Annotated in this window: 25 protein-coding genes and 1 riboswitch; of the genes, 13 read left to right on the top strand and 12 right to left on the bottom strand. The window is 66.1% G+C overall.

Annotated features, from left to right (window positions below; genetic code table 11):
• Positions 1 to 4 precede the first annotated feature (4 nt).
• A riboswitch (guanidine-III (ykkC-III) riboswitch) is annotated at positions 5 to 69 on the bottom strand.
• A gap of 31 nt (positions 70 to 100) precedes the next feature.
• Positions 101 to 952 (top strand): nitronate monooxygenase, encoded by an 852-nt coding sequence (locus EH231_RS23495; protein ID WP_241177794.1) that lies wholly within the window; start codon positions 101 to 103, stop codon positions 950 to 952.
• 101 nt (positions 953 to 1053) lie between these two features.
• On the opposite strand, the gene EH231_RS23490 is transcribed toward EH231_RS23495, so the two are convergent.
• From EH231_RS23490 to EH231_RS23460, 7 genes are all read right to left on the bottom strand, one after another.
• The gene (locus EH231_RS23490) at positions 1054 to 2304 is read right to left on the bottom strand and encodes a glycosyltransferase (protein WP_090432455.1); all 1251 of its coding nucleotides are present in this window, start codon (positions 2302 to 2304) and stop codon (positions 1054 to 1056) included.
• On the bottom strand, positions 2305 to 2553 hold the full coding sequence (locus EH231_RS23485; protein ID WP_039378287.1) for a F0F1 ATP synthase subunit C: 249 nt from the start codon (positions 2551 to 2553) through the stop codon (positions 2305 to 2307).
• Positions 2543 to 3814: a glycosyltransferase gene (locus EH231_RS23480; RefSeq protein WP_090432457.1), complete on the bottom strand. Its 1272-nt coding sequence runs from the start codon at positions 3812 to 3814 to the stop codon at positions 2543 to 2545. Before EH231_RS23480 ends, EH231_RS23485 begins: the two co-directional genes overlap by 11 nt.
• A complete protein-coding gene (locus tag EH231_RS23475) occupies positions 3811 to 4440 on the bottom strand; it encodes a TetR/AcrR family transcriptional regulator (RefSeq protein WP_090432459.1) in 630 nt (209 codons plus the stop codon). The genes EH231_RS23480 and EH231_RS23475 overlap by 4 nt, the downstream gene beginning before the upstream one ends.
• Before the next feature lie 93 nt (positions 4441 to 4533).
• A complete protein-coding gene (locus tag EH231_RS23470; protein ID WP_090432461.1) occupies positions 4534 to 5748 on the bottom strand; it encodes a D-alanyl-D-alanine carboxypeptidase family protein in 1215 nt (404 codons plus the stop codon).
• 244 nt (positions 5749 to 5992) lie between these two features.
• Positions 5993 to 7228 (bottom strand): hypothetical protein, encoded by a 1236-nt coding sequence (locus EH231_RS23465; RefSeq protein ID WP_090432464.1) that lies wholly within the window; start codon positions 7226 to 7228, stop codon positions 5993 to 5995.
• A 366-nt stretch (positions 7229 to 7594) separates the two neighbouring features.
• Positions 7595 to 8533, bottom strand: coding sequence for a helix-turn-helix transcriptional regulator (locus tag EH231_RS23460; protein WP_164480996.1), 939 nt, complete (start codon positions 8531 to 8533; stop codon positions 7595 to 7597).
• A gap of 124 nt (positions 8534 to 8657) precedes the next feature.
• On the opposite strand from EH231_RS23460, the gene EH231_RS23455 reads away from it, so the two are divergent.
• Complete coding sequence (locus EH231_RS23455; protein WP_090432468.1) at positions 8658 to 9155, top strand: MarR family winged helix-turn-helix transcriptional regulator; 498 nt, start codon at positions 8658 to 8660, stop codon at positions 9153 to 9155.
• On the opposite strand, the gene EH231_RS23450 is transcribed toward EH231_RS23455, so the two are convergent.
• The 3 genes from EH231_RS23450 to EH231_RS23440 all read right to left on the bottom strand — a co-directional run bounded on the left by EH231_RS23450 (position 9152) and on the right by EH231_RS23440 (position 12120).
• Positions 9152 to 10150, bottom strand: coding sequence for an SMP-30/gluconolactonase/LRE family protein (locus tag EH231_RS23450; RefSeq protein ID WP_124713448.1), 999 nt, complete (start codon positions 10148 to 10150; stop codon positions 9152 to 9154). The genes EH231_RS23455 and EH231_RS23450 overlap by 4 nt on opposite strands.
• A 90-nt stretch (positions 10151 to 10240) precedes the next feature.
• Positions 10241 to 11611: an aspartate aminotransferase family protein gene (locus tag EH231_RS23445; RefSeq protein ID WP_090432471.1), complete on the bottom strand. Its 1371-nt coding sequence runs from the start codon at positions 11609 to 11611 to the stop codon at positions 10241 to 10243.
• Entirely contained in the window at positions 11608 to 12120 is a 513-nt protein-coding gene (locus EH231_RS23440; protein ID WP_036440614.1) for an Lrp/AsnC family transcriptional regulator, read from the bottom strand. The genes EH231_RS23445 and EH231_RS23440 overlap by 4 nt, the downstream gene beginning before the upstream one ends.
• Positions 12121 to 12243: 123 nt before the next feature.
• Here EH231_RS23440 and EH231_RS23430 point away from each other — a divergent pair, with 123 nt between their 5' ends.
• The 11 genes from EH231_RS23430 to EH231_RS23380 all read left to right on the top strand — a co-directional run bounded on the left by EH231_RS23430 (position 12244) and on the right by EH231_RS23380 (position 22956).
• A complete protein-coding gene (locus EH231_RS23430) occupies positions 12244 to 13731 on the top strand; it encodes a gamma-aminobutyraldehyde dehydrogenase (protein ID WP_164480995.1) in 1488 nt (495 codons plus the stop codon).
• 30 nt (positions 13732 to 13761) lie between these two features.
• Positions 13762 to 14910, top strand: coding sequence for an FAD-dependent oxidoreductase (locus EH231_RS23425; protein WP_241178194.1), 1149 nt, complete (start codon positions 13762 to 13764; stop codon positions 14908 to 14910).
• A gap of 238 nt (positions 14911 to 15148) precedes the next feature.
• Complete coding sequence (locus EH231_RS23420) at positions 15149 to 15739, top strand: type II toxin-antitoxin system RelB family anti-toxin (RefSeq protein ID WP_090432475.1); 591 nt, start codon at positions 15149 to 15151, stop codon at positions 15737 to 15739.
• A gap of 74 nt (positions 15740 to 15813) precedes the next feature.
• Positions 15814 to 16938 carry an ABC transporter substrate-binding protein gene (locus tag EH231_RS23415; protein ID WP_090432477.1) on the top strand — a complete coding sequence of 375 codons (1125 nt, stop codon included), beginning with the start codon at positions 15814 to 15816 and terminating at the stop codon, positions 16936 to 16938.
• A 12-nt stretch (positions 16939 to 16950) separates the two neighbouring features.
• Positions 16951 to 17838 (top strand): ABC transporter permease, encoded by an 888-nt coding sequence (locus EH231_RS23410; protein ID WP_124713446.1) that lies wholly within the window; start codon positions 16951 to 16953, stop codon positions 17836 to 17838.
• Complete coding sequence (locus EH231_RS23405; protein ID WP_124713445.1) at positions 17835 to 18635, top strand: ABC transporter permease; 801 nt, start codon at positions 17835 to 17837, stop codon at positions 18633 to 18635. Before EH231_RS23410 ends, EH231_RS23405 begins: the two co-directional genes overlap by 4 nt.
• A complete protein-coding gene (locus tag EH231_RS23400) occupies positions 18625 to 19713 on the top strand; it encodes an ABC transporter ATP-binding protein (protein WP_124713444.1) in 1089 nt (362 codons plus the stop codon). The genes EH231_RS23405 and EH231_RS23400 overlap by 11 nt, the downstream gene beginning before the upstream one ends.
• 30 nt (positions 19714 to 19743) lie before the next feature.
• The gene (locus EH231_RS23395; protein WP_124713443.1) at positions 19744 to 21162 is read left to right on the top strand and encodes an NAD(P)/FAD-dependent oxidoreductase; all 1419 of its coding nucleotides are present in this window, start codon (positions 19744 to 19746) and stop codon (positions 21160 to 21162) included.
• 16 nt (positions 21163 to 21178) lie between these two features.
• Positions 21179 to 21517, top strand: a complete 339-nt coding sequence (locus EH231_RS23390) for a cupin domain-containing protein (protein WP_124713442.1) — start codon at positions 21179 to 21181, stop codon at positions 21515 to 21517.
• 33 nt (positions 21518 to 21550) lie between these two features.
• On the top strand, positions 21551 to 22462 hold the full coding sequence (locus tag EH231_RS23385; RefSeq protein WP_090432488.1) for a sigma-70 family RNA polymerase sigma factor: 912 nt from the start codon (positions 21551 to 21553) through the stop codon (positions 22460 to 22462).
• A complete protein-coding gene (locus tag EH231_RS23380; RefSeq protein WP_124713441.1) occupies positions 22462 to 22956 on the top strand; it encodes a PPOX class F420-dependent oxidoreductase in 495 nt (164 codons plus the stop codon). The genes EH231_RS23385 and EH231_RS23380 overlap by 1 nt, the downstream gene beginning before the upstream one ends.
• Positions 22957 to 22968: 12 nt before the next feature.
• Here the strand turns inward: EH231_RS23380 and EH231_RS23375 are convergent, their stop codons facing one another.
• Positions 22969 to 23760: a phosphatidylethanolamine N-methyltransferase family domain-containing protein gene (locus EH231_RS23375; RefSeq protein ID WP_124713440.1), complete on the bottom strand. Its 792-nt coding sequence runs from the start codon at positions 23758 to 23760 to the stop codon at positions 22969 to 22971.
• A gap of 98 nt (positions 23761 to 23858) precedes the next feature.
• Positions 23859 to 24440: a carboxymuconolactone decarboxylase family protein gene (locus EH231_RS23370; protein WP_124713439.1), complete on the bottom strand. Its 582-nt coding sequence runs from the start codon at positions 24438 to 24440 to the stop codon at positions 23859 to 23861.
• Between the last annotated feature and the right edge of the window lie 107 nt (positions 24441 to 24547).

The raw sequence follows: 24547 nt of genomic DNA, 5'->3' as shown, positions 1-24547 counted from the left end.
TCCAAACACCCCGTCTTTTCGCTGGCCGGGTACGGGTGCGCCTCGTCCGGTGCCATGTGCTGGCGATCCCTATTGTAACAACGACGTAACATTGCAGGCTGTGAGCTTGGCAACCACCTGGTCGCGGTCGATCGGCATCGATGTCCCCATCGTCAACGCGCCGATGGGCGGCGCGGCCGGAGGCCGGCTGGCGTCCGCGGTCTCGGCCGCCGGCGGCCTGGGCATGGTCGGGATGGGCAGTTCGGCGACAGCCGAGCAGTTGACCGCCGAACTGGCGCAGCTCGATGCGCGGCGATTCGGAATTGGCCTGGTGCACTGGGTCGCCCAGGATCGGCCGGATCTGTTCGACGTCGCGCTGGCCGCCAGGCCCGCGTTGCTCAGCGTGAGTTTCGGGCAGGACTGGGATTGGGTGCGCCGGGCACACGATGCGGGCCTGACGGTGACGACCCAGGTGGCCACGGTCGACGCGGCCCGACGCGCGGTCGATGCCGGCGTCGATGTGCTGGTGGCACGCGGAGCCGAAGGCGGCGGCCACGGTGAGCCGGCGATGGGCACGCTGCCGCTGCTGGCCGAGGTGCTCGACGCCGTCGATGTTCCCGTGCTCGCGGCCGGCGGAATCTCCTCGCCCCGGGCGGTCGCTGCAGTGCTGGCCGCCGGGGCGGGCGCCGCCTGGGTCGGCACAGCCTTCGCCGCATGCGCCGAGGCGCTGACGCCCGGGCCGGCGCGCGACGCCCTACTGGCCGCCGAGGGGGAGGCGACCGAGCTGACCACCGAATACGACGTCGCGGCCGGATATCGTTGGCCGGAGACCATCCCCGAGCGCGTGCTGCGCGGATCGCCGGTCAATGCGGGGCAGGGTGTGGGGCTGGTGCGCACGCCGGCCGGGGCGGCCGAGATCGTCCGATCGCTGTCCGACGGGGCCGACCAGCTACTCGGGCGCTGGCATGGGTGAGCCTGCCAACCCGCCGAGAGCGGCGGCGGATTGGCAGGACCGGGATGTATTTAACTTGAGTGGCAATTCTTTGTCAGTCGAACCCGCGAATTCGCTGAGTCTCAGCCGAGCAGCTTCTCAACGGCTGCGAGAACCCCGCCCGCACCGTCCTCGGCAGCGATGGCTGCGGCCGTCTTCGCCGCCGGGTCTCCGAAGCTGTTATCTGACAACACATCGCGTATCGCTTCACTGAGGTTGTCGGCGCTGAGTCGACGTTGCGGGATCGGCTGGGGGCTGACTCCGAGGTCGAACAGCCTTCGCGCCCAGAACGGTTGGTCGCCGTAGGGGCCTGGTGCCGCGATCGCCGGCACACCGGCACGTAGTCCGGCCGCGGCAGTGCCCGCACCGCAGTGGTGCACAACGGCCGCCGCCTGCGCGAACAGCCAGTCGTGGGGCACCTCGCCGACCGCGATCGCGTCGTCCCCGCCGAAGTCGAGCCCCGCCCAGCCGGACTGGATCACCGCTCGCGCGCCCGCGCGCCGAATCGCCTGTGCGACAAGCGTGGACAGCTGCTGGGCCTGGGCGCGGCTGTTGACCGTGCTGCCGAAGCCGATGACGATCGGTGGCGGGCCGGCGTCGAGGAAGTCCACGAGCTCGGTGGGCGGTTGCCATCCGGTCGCGCGCTCCGGCCACCAGTACCCGACGACGTCGATACCTGGCCGCCAATCGGCCGGCCGGGGCAGGATCGTGGGCGAGTACCCGTACAGAATCGGCCAACCAGCATCAGTGCGCCGGCGTCGCAACACCCGGGCCGGGGCGGTCGGGAGGCCGAGTTGCGCACGAAAGTGGTTGACTGCCCTGCCATACAGCCCGTCGATCGTGGTCGCGCCGATCCGCGCGGCTGCCCTGTTCCCGAACCGCCCGGCGGACCAGGCTCCCAGCACGGCTGGTGGATAGTCGGCGGTCGCCGAGAAAGGCTGCAACCGAACGCCGATGCCGGGAACGGCGAGCGCGTCGGCCAGCGGATGGCCGGCCAGCTCCGCGAACGGTGACAGCAGCAGCGCGTCCACCGGTTCGTCACGGACGGCGGCCAGCACGCGATCGCCCAGCACTCGCATGCCGCGTGGTGAGAGGAATGCCGCCATGGCCTTGGCGGCTTGGCGTGCTGACACGTCCGACAGAGCGGCTGAGTTGCCGTCGAGTTCGTCGGCCAGTCCGCGAAACTCCAGCCCGCTTCCGGTGACGAGTTCGGCGAATGCCTGATACGCCACCACGATCACGCGATGCCCGGCTCGCTGCAATCGCGCACCGACCCCGGTCAGCGGTGCCACATCGCCGTGGCTGCCGATGGCGATGATCGCGATGGTCGCCATCTATCCGCCTGGGGTGGCGAAGACGAACAACGCCATGAACGCGATGTTGATGAAGAACGTCGCCTCCACGAGGCTCACCGTGATGAAAAACGGTGTGTACAAGCGCGCTTGGGCTTCCGGCTGGCGCGCCACACCGGCGATGAACTGCGAGCCGGCGAGCCCGTCGCCGATGCCGGCGCCGATTGCTCCGCCGGCCAGCACGATTGCCCCGGCCAGCAGGGCGTTACCCATCAGTGCGTCACTGGCCATGGTGTACCTCCTGTGATCGATCGAGCAGTTCGGTGATGCGGTGCGCTGCCGACCCCGCTCCGTCCTCGCCGGCGAGCAGTGTCGAGAGCTGTTGAGCGCGTGCCTGATACGACGGATCGCCGCACACTTCGCGCAGGGCGGTGGCGAGTTCGAGGGCGGTCACGTTGGCGCGCGGAAGGGCGGCAGGTGCGACGCCCAGGAGTCGCAGGCGCTTCGCCCAGAACGGTTGATCCATGATTCCGGTGACGGGTATGGACGGGACACCGGCCCGGAGCGTCGCGGCGGTGGTGCCCGCACCGCAGTGGTGCACGACCGCCGCGACCCGGGGAAACAGCCATGAATGCGGAAGCTCGTCGACCATGAGCACGTCGTCGCCGGTGCAGTGCAGCCCGGCCCAGCCGCTCTGCACCACCGCCCTCGTGCCGGTGGCACGCAGCGCTGAGCTGATGGTGTCGGACAGCTCGGGTCCCCGCGCCGTTGCCGTGCTGCCGAGACCGACGAACACCGGTGGCGGACCGGATTGCAGAAAGTCGACCAGTTGCGCAGGCGGCGACCAATTGTCGGGCTCCGACGGCCACCAATAGCCGGTGACCTGCAAGTGCGCCGGCCAGTCCGCGGGCCGCGGCACCACGTGCTCACTGAACCCGTGCAGGATGGGCCAGGTGGCTGCGCGTCTGCTTTGATACCCCGCCAACGTGGTCGGGCGCAGCCCGAGTTCGGTGCGTAGCTCGTTGATCAGCGCCAGGTGCGGCTTCTCGCCGAGCGCGCCCAACCGGCCGATGACGCGGTTGCCCCAGCGGCCGAGCGATCGCGCGCTGAGCACCGACGGCAGGAAGTCGCCGGTGGGTGCGGTCGGCTGTAGCAACACCCCTGCGCTGGGGATGCCGAGTCCTTCGGCGACGTGGTATCCGAGGAGCGCCGCGACGGACGGGAGCAGTAGCAGGTCAGCGTCTTTCGCTGCCTCGATCAGGCCACGGCCCAGCCGGCGCAGATCCTCGCGCATCTCGTCGAGCATTTCCCGGGACGGCCGCATCCTGGCGCCGTCGACGAACGCCTGCGCGACCGGTGAGGCTTTGGTCGCGCGTTCGGTATCCCCGGGCAGTGAGCGGAATTCAATTCCGCAGCCGGACACCAGTTCCCGGTACGGCTCCTGGGCGGCGACGGCGACGCGATAACCCTGCTGGGCGAGCTTCTGCGCCAGACCCGTGTATGGGGCGACGTCCCCGCGGGTGCCGAAGGCCGCGATGACGATGGTGGTCACGGCGCGGTGGCCTTCTCGAAGATGTCGACGAGCACTTCGCCGTGGGCGACGACGTCGTAGCCGGGGTCGCGGGCGTACTCCTGGGCTGCGCTGTCCAGCGCGCCGCGCAGGATGTTCTTCATGAACAGCGGTGAGAGTTCCCGGAACTCACCGGCTTCCACCCCGGCGGCGAAGATGCTCTGCGGGTCGAGAGCGGCCAGGTCTCCGGTCGGCGGATTCTCCTGGACGGCCTTGGCCGCGGCCTGGTCGACCCGCAATCCGTCCGCGTCGCGGTATCCGGAGATGAGTTCGAGCATCGCCACGGCCGCCGACCGGTTGGCTACGACGAACGCGATGTTGGCCCGGATGTAGGCGGACAGCTTTGCCGCTGCGGTGGTTTCGGCGTCGACCGCTGGGACGATCACCGCGGCGCCAAGGGTGAAGATCTCTGTGAAGACCGCCTCGACCACTTCGGACTTGTTGGTGAAGTGATACAACACAGCGCTTTTCGCGATGCCGATGTGTTCGGCGATGCGCGCCAGCGACGCCTGTGGATAGCCCTGTTCGGCGATCACCTCCAGGGCGCCCTCAACAATCTGCCGACGGCGAGCCTGTTCGGTAAACGTCTTCGTCCGCTCTGACCGCATGGTCTGAGATTAGACCGATCGGTCAGACATCGGCAAGGGGGAGCCCTGAGCCGGCGCATACCGGCTGGTTGGAGGCCTATCGGGAGGTGCTGATCAGCGAGCGGGCCGGCGATTCAGCGACCGCGCACCCATGATCAACAGGAACACGATCACGGCACCGACGACGGCCACACCGACCCGCACCGGCAGTGAATCGGCCGGCGGCAGCACCGAGGCCGCCTGAGCCGCGGTCGGCTCGTCGGCCTTGGGCGTGATCAATGACGGATCGGGGTCGACGAGGGTTCCGACTTTGGTTCCCGGTGGGGTCGCGAACCCGTAGTCGAGCAGGTGCGCCGCCTGCTCCCACGGAGCGATCGGCACTCGCGTGCCCTTCATCAGGATGGCAACCAGGCGCCGGCCGTCACGGTTGGCGGCACCGACGAAGGTCTGGCCCGCGTCATCGGTGTATCCGGTCTTGCCGCCCATCGCGCCCGGATAGTTGTAGAGCAGCTTGTTGTCGTTCTCCACCGGATAGGACGGATTGCCGTCGCGCCCGGGGAAGTCGTAGGTCTGGGTCGCCACGATGTCGGCGAATGCGGGGTTCTGCCAGGCGTATCGGTAGAACAGCCCGATGTCGTACGCCGAGGTGCTCATGCCGGGGCCGTCCAGGCCCGATGGGGTGGCGGCGCGGGTGTCGCGGCCACCGAGCTTGCCCGCCAAGATGTTCAGCTTCTGCAGTGCGGGGTCCATCCCGCCCAGCTGGACCGCGAGTGCGTGCGCGGCGTCGTTGCCGGAGTGCATTAGCAGTCCGTGCAGCAGATCGTTGATCGTGTATCGGCCACCGGGGCCGACGCCGACGCGGGTGCCCTCGGAGTTGGCGTCGTCCTGGGTGCCCGCGACCAACTTGTTGAGGTTCAGTTCGTTGAGTGCGGCGGTGGCCACGAGCACCTTGATGATGCTGGCCGGGCGGTGGCGGCCGTGCGGGTCCTTGGCGGCGATGATGTCACCGGTGTCCAGGTCGGCGACCAGCCAGGCCTCGGCGGAGACATCATTGGGCAGCGGCGGGGTGTTCGCCGCGGTGATCACGCCGCAACCCGAAAGCGCCTCGCCACCAATCGTCTTGGTGGGCACAGGTAGCGGGCCGGGTGCGACCTCGCCGGGCTTGGGTGCTTCGGAGGCGTCGACGGCCGGCGGGGTTGTCACCTTGTAGGGGCACTCGGGTGCCGGGTCGGCATTGGCCACACCGGCTGTCATCAGGGGTGCCGTCACCATCGCCAGTGCCGCGAACGCTGACACGGCGCGCCGGGTAGTCCTCCGCAAGGTCGCCATCGTGTCCGAAGGTTAGGCGATTGTCGCCCGATTTCCGGTTTGCCACGCTGTGACGTGTGTGGTTTGTGTGACAAATGGGAATCCTCCGATTCGCCCTGGCGAGACAGAGGTGACGATTGAGCGTGCGCCAGAACGTGGCCTGAGAAGACATTCGGGCCCCACCGGAGGATGGGGCCCGAATGCTTGCCGGTTACCCGGCGTCCCCCGACACGGAGGAAGTCCCGTCACCGGTACTTTGAGCGTCTCAGTCGTCGCTGCCGGTTTTGTCTTTGTTCTTGGACGAGTCGGTACTGCTGCTGGTGACGCCAGCTTGCTTATTCTTGCCGACCTTCGAGAGTCGGTCGGTGACCTTCTTGATGGTCTTCTCGAGGTCGCTGCGCACCCCGTTGCGACCCTTTTCGGCCTGACCGGCCGCGTTCTTCAGCGAGGCCTTCAGCTTCTGGCCCTGGCGCAACGCGATGGCGCCGGTCCCGGAGGGCCCAGCCTTGGTGCCGTCCGATAGCTCGGTCGCGTCTTGAGAACTGACGTTGGCCGCGGCACTGGTGTCCGACTCGGTGGCCGGCGATGGATCGGACGCTGGTGTTGATGAGGCCTCAGCCGCAACGGCCAGATGCGCCGCCGACGCATCTTCGGCGGTTGACGATTCTGCGGGCACCTTCACTTTGCTTGTAGCAGAAGAGCTATCGAGCTGGGCGGTTGTGGCAGGAGCCGTCGACGGTGGGGTTATCGCCGCAGCGATCGCCCGCGGCACAAAGATCAGCGCGCTAATAGGATTCCAGTTGAGGCCGTACTGGTAACTGCTGAGGTTCAAAAATCCTGCTCCCCTCACCTTCTTCCCGTTTGGCAGGACAATCACCGGCCCGTTCAGCCAAGTATCAGTGAATTGCGCGGGCGAATTGACGATCGCGCTGGCGATCGAGATTGGATCGCCAGTCTCGGTGGCGTCGATGACAGTTTGGACGGTGTTCGCGAGTGCACCTGCCGCCTGCTGCGCCGCGCCAAGCAGGCCGAAGCCGACTTTCGCTGTGATGCCGTAGTCACTACCTTGCTGTGACAGCGCCTTCAGGATGTTCGCCGCGTTCTGGCCCATCTGATAGGGAATTGCCAGCATAGGGAGCAATGGGTACGCGGCGACGCCGAGGCGAGTAATGCTGCCGCTGATTGCGGAGGTGGCTCCTGCTACGTCACCTTGCGCTAGCAGCTCCCAGGCCTGTGCGGTGGCCCAATTGAAATCGCCTACTGCATCAGAAGTGAAATACACCTCCAGTTTTTGAGCAGTAGTGGCTAGCGCGGTGCCGATCGTGTTCGCGTATCGCGTCTGGTTTTCGATGACCTGACTCAAACCTGGAAATGGACTTGCCGAGGCCTCGTTGAAGATGGCCGACAGTTTGGTGCCCGTGAGTTCGAGTACGTCGCCCCAGTACGCGATCGGGTCGACGAAGGAAGCGGACGCCGAGAGTGTGACCGGCGCCGTGTACATATGGGTAGACGTTGTCGCGGGTGGTGGCGCAAGCGGTGACACGGCGATGACGCCAGCCCCCACGAGTGCTACACCGGCCGTCGTGAATGGCCGTAACGCCAATTGCATCGATGAGATCCTTCCTGGAACGTGGCTGAACGACCAGAAAAGTAGCGGAACGAGAGGCTCTAGGCTGCGATGTCGGAGAAAGTTCAATTCAAATCGCGACGCACGTCTATGTGCTCATATGCTTTCTGAACTGGAGATACTGTCCTGCTAGCGCCGCTACAGCAACGCGAACAGACCTTCAAGATTCAAATATGGTGCTACGGGAGCCTTGCTATAGGCCAGAACTGCAACCCGTTCCAGTGGGGAATCGGCGCCTTGTCAGCGCGAGCCGCGCATCCGGGTTTGTGACGGCAGCTCGCCGAACAGGCTGCGGTATCGGGCGGACATGCGACCAAGTTCGCTGATGCCCCACCTGTTGGATACGTCGGCGATCGTGGCTTCCGGATCACTGCCGGCGAGGAGATCGGACCGGATGCGATGCAGGCGCATCCGTGCGATGTAGGACTGCGGCGACTCACCCAGGGTTTCGTGGAATGACCGGGCGAGGGTGCGACGGGAGATCCCGGCGAGCCGTGCGAGGCCTTCGATGTCGAGACGTTTGTCGAGGTTCCGGTCGATGTATGCCCGGGTCACCTCGACGATTCTCTGACGTTGCCGCAGCGAGAAAGCGGGCAGCGGCGCCGGTTGCCGCGCGAAGTGACCGATGAATGCCGCGACGATGTCGGCCAGTGCCGCCGAGCCGAGCTGCGCGTGGTCGCCGTCACGGTGCACGCGAGCCAGGTGGGCCGAGATGGCGGCGAGATGTGTCCGCGCCAGGGGTTGCGGGTGGATACCGGTGCTCCGGAAAGCGTTGGGGGAGAGGCTGAGTCCATATCGTTCGGCTTCGCTTTCAAGGGTTTCCTCGCGCAGGGTGACGACGGCGTAGAGCGAGTCGACGTCGTGAAAGGCCTCGTGCTCATCGCCGGGGCGAAACATCGTGACGATGCCCGAGTCGATTTCCCGCAACAGCAGCCGGTTCCTGGGTGGAATCCGCAGGCCGACGGCGATGGAGACGCCATCGGCAGACAACGGCCCACGGATCTGTACCCGGCTGTCGAAGCGGCCGGAACTGAACGCGATTCCACCGTCGGCGGCATGAATCAGACTGCCGCGCGGCGGTTCACGCGACATCTGGAACGCGCTCAGCCCGGCGTCGTTGACCGCATTGCGTAAGTCCTCGAGTTGGGTGATCCGGGTCCGGACCAACGGCACGTCCATGGATCGGCAGTGTAAGACGCAACCGGGCTGTCCCATTCTGCATAGACCGATATTTCTGGCTGGGCTGTGATCTTCCCAGCGGTCGCCGGGGCGGCGGCCCCGGGCAAAGGAGCAGTTCGAGTCGATGCTGGCAGTTGAATCGCCAAACTCTCGAGGAGTACTGAATGCCACTGATGAAGAGTGGCGGCACTGGGGGAACTTTGGTGAGTCCGCCGAGTTGCTCTACCGGGAGATCAACGCCGCTCTCGTCGCCAGGCACAGTCTCGCGGTTCCCGATGTGCAGCTACTCAATCTCCTTAACGAGAACGCGCGCCGACGTGTGCGAATGGGCGCTCTGGCCGATGCTCTGGTTCTCGCGCCGAGCCGGCTGACGTGGCAGGTCCGTCGGCTGGAGGAACGCGGTCTGGTCCGCAGGTTTCGCAGCCGCGAAGACGGGCGAGGCGTCGTCGTGGGGATCACCCGGCACGGTCAGGAGTGCCTACGCCCGGCGATGCGCACGTACGCCATGCTGGTGCGACAGTTCTACCTCGCACCGCTGAATCGGGAGCAGATGACCGCATTGGGAGACGGCGCCCGACGTGTCAGCCATGCTTTGAAGAGTGGCTGCGCCGCGACGCACTAAGTCAGGGCGGCGAGTTCGGTGTAGGCGAGTGCCGGGAATGCGATCGTCGACATCCAGAGCTTGCCCGCGGATTCGACCACCCCGGTGACCGTGCCGAAGTTCGGATGCGTCATCTGTACACCCGCGACCACGGCCCCGGAGTCGGCGTCGAAAGCCAGGACCCACACCTGCGGCCGGATCTTGGGCTGGAGCCGGTCAGGCAGATGCCACAGGAGTTTTCGGATCACCGGCGCCCGGGGCGCGAGCCATTCGGCCGCGGCGTTCGGCGGGGAGACCATCGCGACCCAGATCCGGCCGTCGGCACCGGTGGAGATGTTGTCCGGGTAACCCGGCAGGTGTACTGCCAGCGGAGTGGCGGTGCCGGCCTGCGGCCCGCCCAGCCAGTACTTCGACAGCCGGCGGCCCTGGGTCTCGGCGAACACCAACGCTGATTCGTCAGCGGTGACGGTCAGGCCGTTGGCGAAGTACAGGCCGTCCAGCAGCGTGGTGACGGATCCATCGACACTCAGCCGGAACAGGCCGCCCCGCCCGCGGGCCTCCATGATGGCTCCGGAGAAATGCTCGAACTGAAAGTGGCTTGTCGACTCGGTGAAATAAATTGTGCCGTCTGATGTTTCGGTGACATTCGAACAGAACTTCAGCTTCCTGCCATCGACTGACTCGACAAGCGTCGTTATCGTGCCGGTGGTCGCGTCCAGCGCCAGCAGCCCGCGGAGGCTGTCGCAGATCAGGACCCTTCCGTCGCGCGCGACGTGCATGCCGAGCGGGCGTCCACCCGTATCGGCGACGACTGTAGCGGCGCCGTCGGGGGAGACGCGCACGATTCGCCCGTCCACCAGTCCGGTCCACAGCTGTCCGGCTGCATCCGCGACGACGTCCTCGGGTCCTTCCCCGGGCATCGGCACGATGGTCAGCTCGGCGGGACCGAAGTCGGGCAGCGGGTCGATGGGAGGTGGAGTCCAACGGACCGGATCGATGGGGGGCTTGCGCGGCATCCGGTCATTCTCGTACCGAGACTGCGGTGAGATCGTCATTTGGCGACAAAGTGCGATCTCACCGCAGACTCGAGCGACTTCAGGCCAGAGTTACAGCAGCTTTCCGGCTTCGGACAGCACGCCGTGCAGGATCTCGTAGATCGCGTCGAACTCGGCCTGGCCGCTGATCAGCGGCGGCGCCAGCTGGATCACTGGGTCGCCACGGTCGTCGGCGCGGCAGTACAAGCCGGCCTCCCACAGTGCCGGGGTGAGGAACCCGCGCAGCAGCCGTTCGGACTCTTCGTCGTTGAACGTCTCCTTGGTGGCCTTGTCCTTGACGAGCTCGATTCCGTAGAAGAAGCCCTCACCGCGGACATCGCCGACGATCGGCAGGTCGTACAGCTTCTCCAAGGTTGCCCGGAACGCCGGAGCGGCTTCCTTGACGTGGGCGTTGATGCCCTCGCGCTCGAAGATGTCGAGGTTGGCCATCGCCACCGCGGCCGAAACCGGGTGTCCGCCAAAGGTGTAGCCGTGCCCGAAGGTCGTCTTGCCGTCGTTGAACGGCTCGAACAGCCGGTCGCTGGCCACCATCGCGCCCAGCGGTGAGTAGCCCGACGTCAGGCCCTTGGCGCTGGTGATGATGTCCGGTACATAGCCGAAATCGTCGCATGCGAACATCGAACCGATGCGGCCGTACGCGCAGATCACCTCGTCGGACACCAGCAGTACGTCGTACTCGTCGCAGATCTCGCGGACTCGCTCGAAGTATCCGGGCGGCGGCGGGAAGCAGCCACCGGCGTTCTGCACGGGCTCGAGGAACACCGCGGCCACGGTGTCGGGGCCCTCGAACTCGATGGCCTCGGCGATGCGGTCGGCGCAGTAGCGGCCGAAAACCTTTTCGTCGTGCGCGTATTCGGCAGGCGCCCGGTAGAAGTTGGTGTTCGGTGCCCGGAAGCCGCCGGGGGTCAGCGGCTCGAACGGAGCCTTGAACGCCGGGATTCCGGTGATCGCCAACGCGCCCTGCGGCGTGCCGTGGTAGGCGATGGCACGCGAAACCACCTTGTGCTTACCGGGTTTTCCGGTGAGCTTGAAGTACTGCTTGGCCAGTTTCCATGCGCTCTCGACTGCCTCGCCGCCGCCGGTGGTGAAGAAGACCCGGTTCAGGTCACCCGGTGCATAGTTGGCGACGCGCTCGGCCAGTTCGATGGCCGGCGGGGTGGCGTAGGACCACAGCGGGAAGAAGGACAGCTTCTCGGCCTGCTTGGCCGCGGCCTCGGCAAGTTCCTTGCGGCCGTGGCCGACCTGGACGACAAAGAGGCCGGACAGGCCGTCGATGTAGCTCTTGCCCTTGTCGTCGAAGATGTGGACGCCCTCGCCGCGGGTGATGATCGGCGGGGTGATGCCCTCCCCGTGGCGGGCGAAGTGCCCCCACAGGTGGCGGTTGGCTTTGGTTCCTAGATCGGACTTTTCGGTGATGCTCATCGAGTTCCCCAATTGTATTGCTGTTTGACGAGTTTCAGATAAACGAGGGTTTCGGTGGTTATCACTCCCGGCAATGATCGGATCTGGGTGTTGAGAAGTTCCAGCAGGCTGTCGTCGTCCTCGCAGACCACCTCGCAGATGGCGTCGAAGGACCCGGCCGTCAGCACGACGTAGTCCACGGCCTCGATGGCGGACAGTTTCTCTGCCAACTTGAGGGTGTCGCCGGTGCAGCGGATGCCGATCATCGCCTGCCGGGCGAACCCGAGTTGCAGCGGATCGGTCACCGCGACGATCTGCATGACGCCGGCGTCGACCATGCGCTGGACGCGCTGGCGCACCGCGGCCTCGGACAGGCCAACGGCCTTGCCGATTCCGGCATACGAACGGCGGCCGTCGGCCTGCAGCTTCTCGATGATCGCCTTCGACAGTTCATCGAGTTGAAAGGCGGTGCGAGAATTGTTCACGCGCAGCGGCACGGCCTGAAGGTCGGGACCATCAGGGTTGGTCATGCACCGATTGTGCACGGAATTCGTCGTTTAGGGCAACCGAATCGATGAAATCCCTCGTTTGAACCCGGGCTAAGCGCGGGATTGCGTAGAGATCGGATCGCCCATCGGTTACCGTGGGGCTCCATGAGCGTGGCAGTGAATGTGACGAGCAGCTGGATCAACGGTGCACCTGTGGCGACGGCCGGGGCTACCCATCAAATCATCGACCCCGCCACCGGCCGGCCTGTCGCCGACTACGCGCTGGCCACTCCGGCGGACGTGGACAACGCCGTCGATGCCGCCCGCAAGGCGTTCCCCGCCTGGTCGAGGGCGACGCCGGCCGAGCGGTCGGCGGTACTGGCCAAGCTGGCCAAGCTGGCTGATGAGCACGCCGACCAGCTGGTCGCCGAAGAGGTGAGCCAGACCGGCAAGCCGGTGCGCCTGGCCACCGAATTCGATGTCCCCGGCAGCGTCGACAACATCGACTTCTTCGCCGGCGCGGCACGGCACCTGGAGGGCAAGGCCACCGCCGAGTACTCCGGTGATCACACTTCGAGCATCCGGCGAGAGGCCGTCGGCGTCGTCGCGACCATCACGCCGTGGAACTATCCGCTGCAGATGGCGGTGTGGAAGGTCATTCCGGCCTTGGCCGCCGGCTGTTCCGTCGTCATCAAGCCCGCCGAGATCACCCCGCTGACCACCCTCACCCTGGCGCGGCTGGCCACCGAGGCCGGCCTGCCCGACGGTGTGTTCAACGTCGTCACCGGTGGTGGCGCCGACGTCGGCACCGCGCTGGCCGGACACCGCGACGTCGATGTCGTGACCTTCACCGGCTCCACCGCGGTGGGCCGCAAGGTGATGGCCGCCGCCGCGGTACACGGACACCGCACTCAGCTCGAGCTGGGCGGCAAGGCCCCGTTCGTGGTGTTCGACGACGCCGATCTGGACGCCGCCATCCAGGGCGCCGTGGCCGGTGCCCTGATCAACACTGGCCAGGACTGCACCGCCGCCACCAGGGCGATCGTGGCGCGCGACCTCTACGACGACTTCGTCGCCGGCGTCGCCGAGGTGATGAGCAAGATCGTCGTCGGCGATCCGCACGATCCCGACACCGACCTGGGCCCGCTGATCTCGTTCGCGCACCGCGACAAGGTGGCCGCCATGGTGGCCCGGGCGCCCGAGCAGGGCGGCCGCGTGGTCACCGGTGGCGTGATTCCCGATCTGCCCGGCGCGTTCTACCGGCCCACCTTGATCGCCGATGTCGCCGAGACCTCCGAGGTGTACCGCGACGAGGTCTTCGGTCCGGTGCTGACGGTGCGGGCCTTCGCCGACGACGACGACGCGATCCGGCAGGCCAACGACACGGTCTACGGCCTGGCCGCCTCGGCCTGGACGCGGGACGTATACCGGGCACAGCGCGCCTCGCGGGAGATCAACGCCGGGTGCGTGTGGGTCAACGACCACATCCCGATCATCAGCGAGATGCCGCACGGCGGCGTCGGTGCGTCGGGATTCGGCAAGGACATGAGCGACTACTCGTTCGAGGAATACCTCACCATCAAGCACGTGATGAGCGACATCACCGGCGTGGCCGAAAAAGAGTGGCACCGCACGATTTTCAGCAAGCGCTGAGTTTCTCTTCGAAAGTATGCAGCCGTGACCATGACGTGCGTGGTGATCGGTGCGGGTGCCTGGGGTCTGCCCGCCGCGGCGGAACTCGCCCGCCGCGGGCACCGGGTGACGTTGATCGACCGCTACGGCCCGCTCAATGCGCTGTCGTCATCGGCGGGATCGACCCGGTTGTGGCGACTGGCCGACCCTGATCCGCTGCGGGTGCGGACGGCGCAGCGTGGTGTCGACGCGATGCACCGCCTCGGCGAACGTGTCGGTACCCCGGTGTTCCTCACCCGTGGTCTGCTGTGGCGCGACGACGAGTCGCTGCCGGCCGTGATGTCGACGCTGGACGCCCTCGGGGTCGCGTACACGAGCGTGGCTCCCGGCGACGTGGATCGGTTCTTCCCGGGTCTGTGCAGCGACGGGAGGGATGCTCTCTGGCAGCCGGTGGCCGGCGTCGTGCTGGCCGCCGCATCGCTGCAGGCTCAGCTGAAGATCTTCCAGAGCGCCTCCGGTGCAACGCTTCTCGAACGTGATGTGGCCAGTGTGGAGAGATCTGCCAATGGCGTCCGGGTGGTGCTGGCCGAGGGCGACGTGATCGACGCGGATGTCGCGGTGATCGCAGCCGGGCCGGGGGCTGGACGCCTACTGTCGCCACTCGGGCTCGACCTGTCGCTACACCCGTACCTCGAACAGGTGGTGTACTTCGGCGATCTGGCGAATCCTGCTGCCTCCGATGACTTTCCATGCCTTTTCGATGGGCCGTCGAACGAGCGTCCGGGCATCTACGCCATGCCGTCGCCCGGTGCGGGCTACAAGGTCGGTTTGGACGCACCGCTGCGGGACTACCGGGCCAACGATGTCGACCGGACGCCTGATGCCGGGCGGACTGCTGTGCTCCGCGACCGGGTGCGCGCCGATATGTGTTCGGTGGTTCCAACGGTGCTCAACGCTCAGGTCTGCAGTTGGACCGACTCTCCCGATGGCACGTTCATCGTCGACCGGCTTGAGGGTGGAATCGTCGTTGCATGCGGCGACTCGGGGGAGGGTTTCAAATACTCCGCACTGATGGGCGAGGTGCTCGCCGATCTGGCGGAGGGCCACACGCCGGACCCGGATGTCGGCCAGTGGTCGTTGGCGCGCTTCGCGACCGGCGTGCCTGAGCGCACCGGCCCACACGTGCTCGGCAGGCATTGAGCGCCCGCACGGGTGCCACGAGATCAGTCGTGAGAGGCGATTCCCGCAACGGGAATCGTGGGTCTGTCCCCGGGTGATCGACGATATCCACGCAGATGTGGTCTGCATCACAATTTGTGAGTGATGTGATCGAAGCCTTGCGGACCGCCCTTAAACGGACATAGAGTTCGGCTTGAGCGAACATAGTGTTCGCTTAAAACAATCCTCTTGCTCTTTTGAGACGAACGGATGTTTCGATATGAGTGCGACTGTCGAGCCTGATCCCGCTGGGACGGCAGACACCGTGGTCGGTGCCCGGATCCGGCAGTTCCGCGCCGCCCGGAAGATGTCTCTTCGCCAGTTGGCCGATCGCGCCGGTATCTCCCCGGGCTTTCTCAGCCAGGTGGAGCGCGGGCAGGTCAACGCGAGTGTCGGAACCCTGCGTCGCCTGGCTCAGTCGCTGGGCATCGTGCTCCCGGACTTGTTCACCGACGACGAGGTCACCGACGTCCGCATTCTCAGGAAGGCGGCCCGGCCGACCATCGAGGTGTCAGAGCTGAGCTCGAAATACCTTCTGTCGCAAAAGCCGCTGCGAAACCTCGAGGTCTACGCCGGTGAACTGTCACCCGGGTCGAGCGCAGGCGAGGCCTATGTGCACGGTGACGCGCAGGAGATCCTGATCGTCATCGCAGGCACCCCGACCCTGGAGCTCGACGGTGAGCGCTACGTGCTCGAGCCGGGCGACAGCGCGGAGTACCGCACGTCCATGCCGCACACCGTGCACAACTTGAGTGACGCGCCAGTCGAGCTCATCTGGATTGTCAGCCCCCCGACCGACTGGCCGACTTGACGGGCCGCTCGTCCCGTTGCGGATGTGCCCATGTCCGCGAACACCTTTCCGCCCAGATCCAAAGGAGATCCACAATGAACATGTCGCCTGCCGCTCGCAGTGTGTCCGCCTTGATCGCTGCCGGGGTCCTACTGGCAACCGCGTGTACGCCTGCAGGTCCCGGCCAAGCGGCCGACGTCGATCTGGGCAGCGGACCGCCGCAGGCCGGCACCGTCAAAGAGGGCGCTCTCAAGGGCATGACCCTGACATTCGTGTCGTACGGCGGCATCTTCCAGGACGGGCAGACGAAGGCGGCGATCGAACCGTTCGCCGCGCAGTCCGGCGCAAAGGTGTTGCAGGACGGGCCTACCGAGAACTCGAAGATCAAGGCCCAGGTCGACTCCAAGAACGTGACCTGGGACGTGGTCGACAGCACCAACGTGTTCACCGCCAAGAACTGCGGCACGCTGTTCATGCCGCTGGACACCAGCATCGTCGACATCAGCAAGCTGCCCCCGGGCACCAAGACCGACGACTGTTCGGTCCCCGCAATGGGTTACGGGCTGATCGTGGTCTACAACACCAAGAAGTACGGGGCGAATCCGCCGAAGAACTGGACCGATTTCTACGACACCGCGAAGTTCCCCGGTAAGCGGGCCATCGAAGGCGTGCCCGGCGAACTCGACCCGGGCGTCCTCGAGGGTGCGCTGCTCGCCGACGGTGTCGCCCCGGACGCGATCTACCCGATCGACATGGACCGGGCGCTGGCCAAGATGAACAGCATCCGCAAGGACACGGTCTTCTGGACCACCGGCGCGCAGTCCCAACAGCTCATCGAGTCCGGCCAGGTCGATATGGCATTGGTGTGGAGCGGTCGCGCGTACTCGGCGGTCAAGAACGGGGCGCCCTTCGCCCCGATCTGGGACCAGTGGATGCCCGAGGCGGACACGATCGCCGTTCCCGTCGGCGCCAAGAACCCCAAGGCGTCCATGGCGCTCATCAACTTCTACCTCGGCGCCCAGCAGCAGGCCAAGCTTGCCGAACTGACGTCCTACAGCCCGATCAACGTCGATGCCAAGCCGCAACTCGACGACCTGGCGCGGTCGTACCTGACCACCACGCCAGAGCGGGAAAAGGACCGGTTCCCAATTGATCTCGGGTACTGGGCCGAACACCAGGAAGACATCGCCAACAAGTACACGTCCTGGCTCGCGGGCTAGGAGGTTCGTTCCATGACGATGGTCGACGTTCTGGCGGGCGGAGCACCACCCAAGGCCCAGGCCACCCCCACCACCTCCGGCCGGAGGCTGGGCGACATCGGATTGTTGGCGCCGTCGATTCTGCTCGTCGTCGGGGTGTTCGGACTGCCGCTGGCCATCATGTTCTGGCAGGCATTCAGCGACCCGGAACTCGGCTTCGGCAATTTCGCCTGGTACCTGGGCGATTCCGTGCAGCGCAGCGTCCTGTTGCGCACGTTCACGACGGGCCTCGAAGTCACGGTGATCTGCCTGGTGCTCGGCTATCCCTACGCCTACGCCATGGTCGCATTCGGGCCCGCGGTCCGCATCGCGCTGACCCTCATCGTGCTGGTTCCGTTCTGGACCAGCCTGATGGTGCGCACCTTTGCCTGGGTGATCCTGTTGGAGGACGGCGGGCCGATTCAAACCCTGCTGTCGTTCGTCGGGCTGGGCAGTGTGCCGCTACTGCGTACCAACCTGGGCGTGGTCATCGGCATGAGTCAGATCCTGTTGCCGTTCATGGTCCTGCCGTTGTATGCCGTGATGTCGGGCATCGACCGTCGGCTCGTCCTCGCATCGTCGAGTCTTGGTGCGCGACCGGTCATCTCGTTTGCCAGGATCTGGGTGCCGCTGTCGCTCCCCGGCGTCGGGGCCGGCTGCCTGATGGTTTTCATCAGCAGCCTCGGCTTCTATGTGACACCCGCGCTGCTCGGCGCTCCTGATGACGCTCTGATCAGTCAGCAGATCTACGTCCAGGTCACCAGCTTGTTGGCCTGGGGCAGGGGAGGGTCGATGGGAGTGGTCCTGCTCCTCGTCACCTTCCTGGTGCTTGCCGCCCTGCTGTACCTGCTGCGCCGAAACCGTAAGGAGCGCACGGCATGACACGGTATGCGAAGACGTTCTGGAACGTCCTGCTCGGGTTGTTCTGTGCGGGGGTCGGCTTGTGGTTGGTCGCACCGTCGTTGATCGTGGTGCCGCTGAGCTTCACCGATCGGCCGTCGTTCGCCTTCCCGCCGACCGGATGGTCGACGCGCTGGTACCGCACGTTCTTCGAAGATCCCGCGTGGATCGCCGCACTGAAGGCAAGCCTGGAAGTCGGGATCCTGGTGGCAGTCTTCGCCACCTTGTTCGGCACGGCCGCGGCGGTGGCGCTCAGCCGTACCCGGTTGGCGGGGCGGCAGGGCATACGTGCATTCCTGTTGGCTCCCATGGTTGTTCCGGTGATCGTGGTAGCCGTCGGCCTCTACGCGTTGTTCCTGAGGCTGAACCTGCTCGGGACCCTGTTCGGCTTTGTCGTCGCGCACACCATGTTGGCGCTGCCGTTCGTCATCGTGCCGGTGATGGCCAGCCTGCAGGGATTCGACCGGCGCCTGGAGGACGCAGCCGCGATCTGCGGTGCCGGCCGATGGACCACGTTCCGGACCGTCACCCTGCCACTGGTGGCCCCGGGAGTGCTCTCGGGCGCGCTGTTCGCGTTCGCGACGAGCTTCGACGAGGTCGTTCTGTCGCTGTTCATCCAGAACCCGTACCTGCAGACGCTGCCGGTAAAGATGTACGCCTCGGTCACGCGCGACACCGATCCCACGATCGCTGCGGCCGCCACTCTCATCCTCGCCCTGACGACATGTCTGACCGTCGTCGCGGCCATCTACTCGCGCAGGAGGAATCGTGTCCGCTGACAACACCCCGCACGGTGCGTCGATCACATTGCGCGGCCTGACCAAGACCTACGGGTCGGAAAAGGCTGTCGACGCCATAGACCTCGATGCGCGGCCGGGTGAATTTCTCACCCTGCTCGGCCCCAGCGGCTCGGGTAAGACCACCACGCTGAACATGATCGCCGGCTTCGTCGACGTCACCGAGGGCGAGCTGCTGATCGACGGCCGGCCCGTCGCTGATCTCCCGCCGTACCGGCGCAACATCGGCATGGTGTTCCAGCACTATGCGCTGTTCCCGCACATGACGGTGATCGACAACGTCGAATACCCGTTGCGCCAGCGCAAGATGGCCAAGGCGCTGCGCCGTGAGAAGGTGGCCGCCGCGTTGCGCACGGTCGGCCTCGACGGCTACGGCAAGCGGATGCCCAAGGAACTGTCCGGTGGTCAGCAGCAGCGTGTCGCCTTCGCGCGGGCCATGGTCTACGAACCGCGCGTGCTGCTCATGGACGAACCGCTCGGCGCGCTGGACAAGAAACTGCGCGATTCGCTGCAACTCGAGATCAAGCGCATTCACGGCGAACTCGGCACCACGTTCGTCTACGTCACGCACGACCAGGACGAAGCGCTGGTCCTGTCGGACCGCATCGCGGTGTTCAACAAAGCGCGCATCGAGCAGATCGGCTCGCCGACCGAGCTTTACGAGCATCCGCAGAGCATCTTCGTGGCCCGCTTCCTCGGCGAGTCGTCGCTGTTCTACGGAAAGCTCGAGGACGAGTGCATCGTGAACGCCTATGGCCGGCGGATCGTGGCCGCCCAGGGTGAATCGACGCGCGGTGATTCGGTGGCCGTCGTGGTGCGGCCGGAACGCATCCGCATCGTCACGGGTGACGCCGAGCCCGGGGTCGTCAATGCGGTACCCGGCACCGTGATTCAGGAGATCTACCTCGGCAGTTCGCGCAAGGTCGAGGTCAGTCTGCCCGACGGCACCGTCGCACTGGTCCGCGAGAGCGCGGACAGCATCACACCGACCGAAGCGGGCCAACAGGTTTGGTTGACGTTCGATCCCGAGGTCGCCACCATCCTGCCCGCCGACAACTAATCAAACAGCCACGAGTACAGGAGAACCAAGATGTCCCCCGACGGTCGTACGACCAGCGGTCTCGCCAATGACTTCGTGAACGGCAGCGTGTCGTTCTGGTATCGCGCGGCGGGCTGGCCGGAATCAAGACCGGCTCTGCCCGGTTCGCTGGAAGCCGACGTCTGCATCGTCGGAGCGGGGCTGACCGGTTTGTGGGCAGCCTATTATCTCAAGCGTGAACAGCCTGACCTCCGAATAGTCATGTTGGAGAAGGAGTTCGCCGGGTTCGGAGCGTCCGGCCGTAACGGTGGATGGCTGTCCGCCGAACTCGCCGGATCCCGCGACGCCTATGCCTCCACGCACGGCCACGATGGCGTCGTCGCACTCATGAGGGCCATGCGGGGTGCCGTCGACGAGGTCATCGGTGTCACGAAGTCCGAAGGCATCGACGCTGACATCGTCAAGGACGGCGTGCTTCATGTGGCGCGCAACCAGGCACAGATGGGCCGGCTCCGCGAATCGCTGGAGTACGAGCGGAGTTGGGGTGCCACCGAGGACGACTTCGTGGTCCTCACCGGCGACGAGTCCAATGCCCGCATCCGGGTCGAGCGCGCCATGGGTGCGCTGTTCACCCCGCACTGCGCACGGGTGCAGCCGGCCAAGCTCGTTCAGGGGCTGGCCCGCGTGGTCGAGGGCATGGGCGTCGCCATCTACGAGCAGACCGAAGTGACCGACATCAAGGCGGGACGTGCCATCACGGCCCGTGGCGATGTCCGGGCTCCTGTCGTCCTGCGTTGCCTTGAGGGCTTCACCGCGACCATGCCGGGGCAGCGCCGGGCGTGGTTGCCGATGAACTCGTCGATGGTGGTGACCGAACCTCTTCCCGATTCCGTTCTGCAGCAGGTCGGTTGGAAGGGGGCCGAGCTCCTGGGCGACTACGCGCACGGCTACATGTATGCCCAGCGCACAGCTGACAATCGAATTGCCTTGGGCGGTAGGGGGATCCCTTATCGGTACGGTTCGGCACTCGACCATCGCGGAGCCACCCAGCAGTGGACCATCGATGCTCTCGGGGCGCTGGTTCGCGACATGTTCCCGGCGACCCGCGACGTTCAGATCGAGCACGCCTGGTGTGGTGTGCTCGGGGTGCCCCGTGACTGGACTGCCACCGTGGACTTCGACCGGGCGAGCGGGCTCGGCACCGCGGGTGGATATGTCGGCAGTGGGCTGACCACCACCAACCTGGCCGGCCACACCCTTGCCGATCTCGTACTCAAGCGCGACACCGCGCTCACCCGGTTGCCCTGGGTGGGGCGCCGGGTCCGCAAGTGGGAGCCTGAGCCGTTGCGGTGGCTGGGGGTTCAGGCGATGTATGCCCTGTACCGGACCGCTGACCGCCGGGAGTCCACGCGCGGATTGGCCGGCACGAGCGGGCTTGCGCGTATTGCCAACAAGATCACCGGGCGCTGACGCGATGGAGACGAGGGTGAACCTGCTTCATGTTGACGCGGCCACGGTCGAAATGCCCGAGCCGCAACCGAAACCGACGAGTATCAGCGGTCAGCTGGAGTCCTCGCTCGGGGTGTGGGCCGATGCTGTGACCGACACCGGGGTATGGGAATGCGGCCCGGGTGAGTTCACTGCCGACCGATCGAGCGCGACCGAGGTGTGCCACATCATCTCCGGCTCCGGCACCGTTGTCGGCGAGGACGGAACCAGCGCTCACCTCGGGCCCGGCACGCTGCTGGTCCTGCCCAAAGGGTGGCGAGGGACGTGGTTCGTCAAGGAGGCGATCCGCAAGACTTATGTCATGGTCGGCGCCTGACGGGTGCCCTCTGCCCCGCCCTAGACTGGGGCCATGACCGCGAGCGCTCGGGTCGGCGAGTTCGAGGAACTGCGGCCACATCTGCTGGCCGTGGCCTATCGGCTCACCGGAACCTTCGCCGACGCGGAGGACATCGTCCAGGACGCGTGGATCCGCTGGGACGCCAACCGCACGCAGATCGCTGACCTTCGGGCCTGGTTGACCACAGTGGTGAGTCGGCTCGGCCTCGACCGGCTGCGCTCCGCGGCACACCGGCGCGAGGCCTATTACGGAGAATGGCTGCCAGAGCCTGTGGTGACCGGGTTCGACGCGAACGACCCGCTCAACACCGTAGTGGCGGGGGAAGACGCTCGGTTCGCCGCAATGGTGGTGCTGGAGCGGCTCACCCCCGATCAGCGGGTGGCCTTCGTGTTGCACGACGGGTTCGGCATGCCGTTCACCGAAATCGCCGGTGTGCTGGGCGTCAGTGACGCCTCGGCCCGCCAGTTGGCGTCGCGGGCGCGCCGGGCGGTGGCCGACAATCCTCCGCCCTCATCGGCCGACGACCTGCACAATCAGGTCGCAGGCGAGTTGATGGCCGCCCTGGCTTCGGGAGAGCTCGACGCCATCGTGCGTCTGCTGCATCCCGACGTCACCTTCACCGGCGACTCGAACCGCCGCGCCCCGACCGCGGCCCGCGTCATCCACGGCCCGGACAAGGTGGCCCGGTTCCTGCTCGGGCTGGCCAAGCGGTACGGGCCGAACTGGCTGGCCGGCACTCAGCTGGCGCTCGTCAACGGTCAGCTCGGTGCCTACACGGCAGGCGCGCCGGCCGGCGACGGCTACCCCGAGATGATGCCTCGCGTCACGATCTTCACCGTCCGCGACGGCAAGGTCTGCGCGGTGTGGGATGTCGCCAATCCGGACAAGTTCACCGGATCTCCTCTTCGTGGAGGTGCACAGTGATGCCGAACGAGCCCGGAACCCTGGCACATACGTTCAGCCGAATGATGTTCCGCGGCATGGACAAGATGCGTCACCGCGACGCCTTCGACATCGGGCCGGCCACGGGGACCACCTTCGCCGGGTTCGAGAACTACCGGCAGATCGTGCTGGTGACGTTCAAGAAATCGGGCGAACCGATGCCCAGCCCCATCAACCATGGCGTCGCCGACGGAAAGCTCTATGTGCGCACGGATCCGTCGACCGGAAAGGTCAAACGCATCCGCAACAATCCGAAAGTCCTTGTGGTGGCGAGCAATCTGCGCGGCAAGCCCAGCGGTCCCGTGGTGGCCGGCGTGGCGCGCATCCTGCCCGAGGCCGAGCATGCGCATGCCGAGGCGGTGATCGCCGCCAACTGGAGCCCGCCGATGAAGCTGTTCGAGCGCAGTCTCGACTACGGCAGCGAACTGGCCGGGATGCCAACGGCTTACATCGAGATCACGCCCGCGCAGGCGTGACGTACTCCGGCGTCACAAGACGTACGGGATCAACGCCTTGCGGTCGGTGGGGTACTCGGGAAACTTCTCCTGATACCAGTCGTGGGTGCCCAGCGCCCGGGGGATCAGGTTGCCCGCGGTGATCAACAGGATGGCAACCCCGGGCAGGGCCCAGGTCAGTATCGCGAAGCCGGACCAGGCGATGATCTCGCCCAGATAGGCCGGGCTGGTGACGAACCGGAAGCCGCCGCCGAACGGAATCCGGTATTCGGCAGCCCCTGGATTGTTCTTGTCGCGCAGGTTCCGCACGATCGATTCGGAGTTGACCAGCAGCGCGAAACCACCCAGGTAGATCACCAACCCCACCAGGAATCGGGGGTCGGTCAGCCACCCGGTGGTGTACTGCCCGAAGAAGTCCTGGCTGAACAGGGTTCCGTTGAGGTAGCCGTGCATGGAGGTGACGAGCATGCCCATGACGATCACCGAGATGTTGAACGTGCCGCGCTTGCCGGGCACCTGGCGGATCGCGAGCGGGAAGAACCAGCCGCGGTTGGCGTAGTGCAGCAGCCAGATCCCGGCGAGCACCAGGGACGTCGGCTCGAACCGGTTCGGCCCGGCCAGGTAGCTGATCAAGAACACCACGGTCGCGGGGATCTCCATCAGCCACCAGCCGAGCTTCGGGTTGAGGTTCAGGCCGAGTTTCGTCGTCGAGAAGCGCCCGTAGGAACTCTGCGCGAAGAACCCGCCGATGATCACGAACGCCGCGAACGCGAAGGCCGCGGTCAGCACCGTGTCATAGAACGTGTTGCCGGTGTACCAGTGCATGGCTGATTCCTAGGTGAGCGGGTGGTTTCAGCGGCTGCCAACCGCTATTTCTGTAACGTGTTCTACCACCCGGCCTCAGCCTCAGGCCAGCGACACGGTCACTGGGCCCACGGAACGCGGCACGCATCTCCGGAGTTGAAGCCCTGCTCGGTGATACCCAGGGCCGAGTACATCCGGGACCGCATGTTCTCCACACCGATCTGGTAGGTCAACTCGATCACGCCGTCGTCGCCGAAGCGCCGGCGTAGGTCGTCCACCTGCTCGTCGGTCACGGTGTGCGGGTCGGTCGTCATCGCGTGGGCGTAGGCGATGGCGGCGCGCTCGTCGTCGGTGAACAGCGGCGAGGTGGCGTAGTCGTCGATCGACTTGAGCCGCTCGACGTCGAGGTTCTCCAGCCGCATGAGCATGGAGCCGAAGTCCACGCACCACGAGCAGCCGACGGTGCGGGCGGTCCAGAACACCGCGAGCTCGCGGACCGTGGCGGGCAGCTTCTTGGAGCCACCCTGAAGCAGCATCTCGTGCACGCCGTTGGCCACGAGCAGCCGCGGATGGTTTGCGGCTACGGCGAACGGCTCGGGCACCTCACCGAACTGGCGCTTGGCGTACCAGTACATGGCGCGGGTCAGCAGGCCGGCTTGTTTGGGGGTGACAGCGGGGATTCGTGTCTTGGTCTCGGTCATAACAGGTAGACGAGGCAGCCCGGCGATGTGTGACAGTGCAAAACGGGCGCCGACTCCGCGCTCAGATCGTGATTCCCCTCGAAAACACGATCTGAGCGCAGAGTCGA

The organism is Mycolicibacterium nivoides (genome assembly GCF_003855255.1).
In the GTDB taxonomy this organism is placed as follows: domain Bacteria; phylum Actinomycetota; class Actinomycetes; order Mycobacteriales; family Mycobacteriaceae; genus Mycobacterium; species Mycobacterium nivoides.
The sequence above is the reverse complement of the archived record's forward strand: the minus strand, read 5'-3'. Positions and strand labels throughout refer to the sequence as shown.

What these genes read in the sequence shown, in the direction of transcription:
- EH231_RS23490 (WP_090432455.1), bottom strand. Translation starts at nt 2,304, where the DNA reads ATGGCGACCATCGCGATCATCGCCATCGGCAGCCACGGCGATGTGGCA.
- EH231_RS23485 (WP_039378287.1), bottom strand. Translation starts at nt 2,553, where the DNA reads ATGGCCAGTGACGCACTGATGGGTAACGCCCTGCTGGCCGGGGCAATC.
- EH231_RS23475 (WP_090432459.1), bottom strand. Translation starts at nt 4,440, where the DNA reads ATGCGGTCAGAGCGGACGAAGACGTTTACCGAACAGGCTCGCCGTCGG.
- EH231_RS23470 (WP_090432461.1), bottom strand. Translation starts at nt 5,748, where the DNA reads ATGGCGACCTTGCGGAGGACTACCCGGCGCGCCGTGTCAGCGTTCGCG.
- EH231_RS23465 (WP_090432464.1), bottom strand. Translation starts at nt 7,228, where the DNA reads ATGTACACGGCGCCGGTCACACTCTCGGCGTCCGCTTCCTTCGTCGAC.
- EH231_RS23460 (WP_164480996.1), bottom strand. Translation starts at nt 8,533, where the DNA reads ATGGACGTGCCGTTGGTCCGGACCCGGATCACCCAACTCGAGGACTTA.
- EH231_RS23455 (WP_090432468.1), top strand. Translation starts at nt 8,658, where the DNA reads ATGCTGGCAGTTGAATCGCCAAACTCTCGAGGAGTACTGAATGCCACT.
- EH231_RS23450 (WP_124713448.1), bottom strand. Translation starts at nt 10,150, where the DNA reads ATGCCGCGCAAGCCCCCCATCGATCCGGTCCGTTGGACTCCACCTCCC.
- EH231_RS23445 (WP_090432471.1), bottom strand. Translation starts at nt 11,611, where the DNA reads ATGAGCATCACCGAAAAGTCCGATCTAGGAACCAAAGCCAACCGCCAC.
- EH231_RS23440 (WP_036440614.1), bottom strand. Translation starts at nt 12,120, where the DNA reads ATGACCAACCCTGATGGTCCCGACCTTCAGGCCGTGCCGCTGCGCGTG.
- EH231_RS23430 (WP_164480995.1), top strand. Translation starts at nt 12,244, where the DNA reads ATGAGCGTGGCAGTGAATGTGACGAGCAGCTGGATCAACGGTGCACCT.
- EH231_RS23425 (WP_241178194.1), top strand. Translation starts at nt 13,762, where the DNA reads ATGACGTGCGTGGTGATCGGTGCGGGTGCCTGGGGTCTGCCCGCCGCG.
- EH231_RS23420 (WP_090432475.1), top strand. Translation starts at nt 15,149, where the DNA reads ATGAGTGCGACTGTCGAGCCTGATCCCGCTGGGACGGCAGACACCGTG.
- EH231_RS23415 (WP_090432477.1), top strand. Translation starts at nt 15,814, where the DNA reads ATGAACATGTCGCCTGCCGCTCGCAGTGTGTCCGCCTTGATCGCTGCC.
- EH231_RS23410 (WP_124713446.1), top strand. Translation starts at nt 16,951, where the DNA reads ATGACGATGGTCGACGTTCTGGCGGGCGGAGCACCACCCAAGGCCCAG.
- EH231_RS23405 (WP_124713445.1), top strand. Translation starts at nt 17,835, where the DNA reads ATGACACGGTATGCGAAGACGTTCTGGAACGTCCTGCTCGGGTTGTTC.
- EH231_RS23395 (WP_124713443.1), top strand. Translation starts at nt 19,744, where the DNA reads ATGTCCCCCGACGGTCGTACGACCAGCGGTCTCGCCAATGACTTCGTG.
- EH231_RS23385 (WP_090432488.1), top strand. Translation starts at nt 21,551, where the DNA reads ATGACCGCGAGCGCTCGGGTCGGCGAGTTCGAGGAACTGCGGCCACAT.
- EH231_RS23380 (WP_124713441.1), top strand. Translation starts at nt 22,462, where the DNA reads ATGCCGAACGAGCCCGGAACCCTGGCACATACGTTCAGCCGAATGATG.
- EH231_RS23375 (WP_124713440.1), bottom strand. Translation starts at nt 23,760, where the DNA reads ATGCACTGGTACACCGGCAACACGTTCTATGACACGGTGCTGACCGCG.
- EH231_RS23370 (WP_124713439.1), bottom strand. Translation starts at nt 24,440, where the DNA reads ATGACCGAGACCAAGACACGAATCCCCGCTGTCACCCCCAAACAAGCC.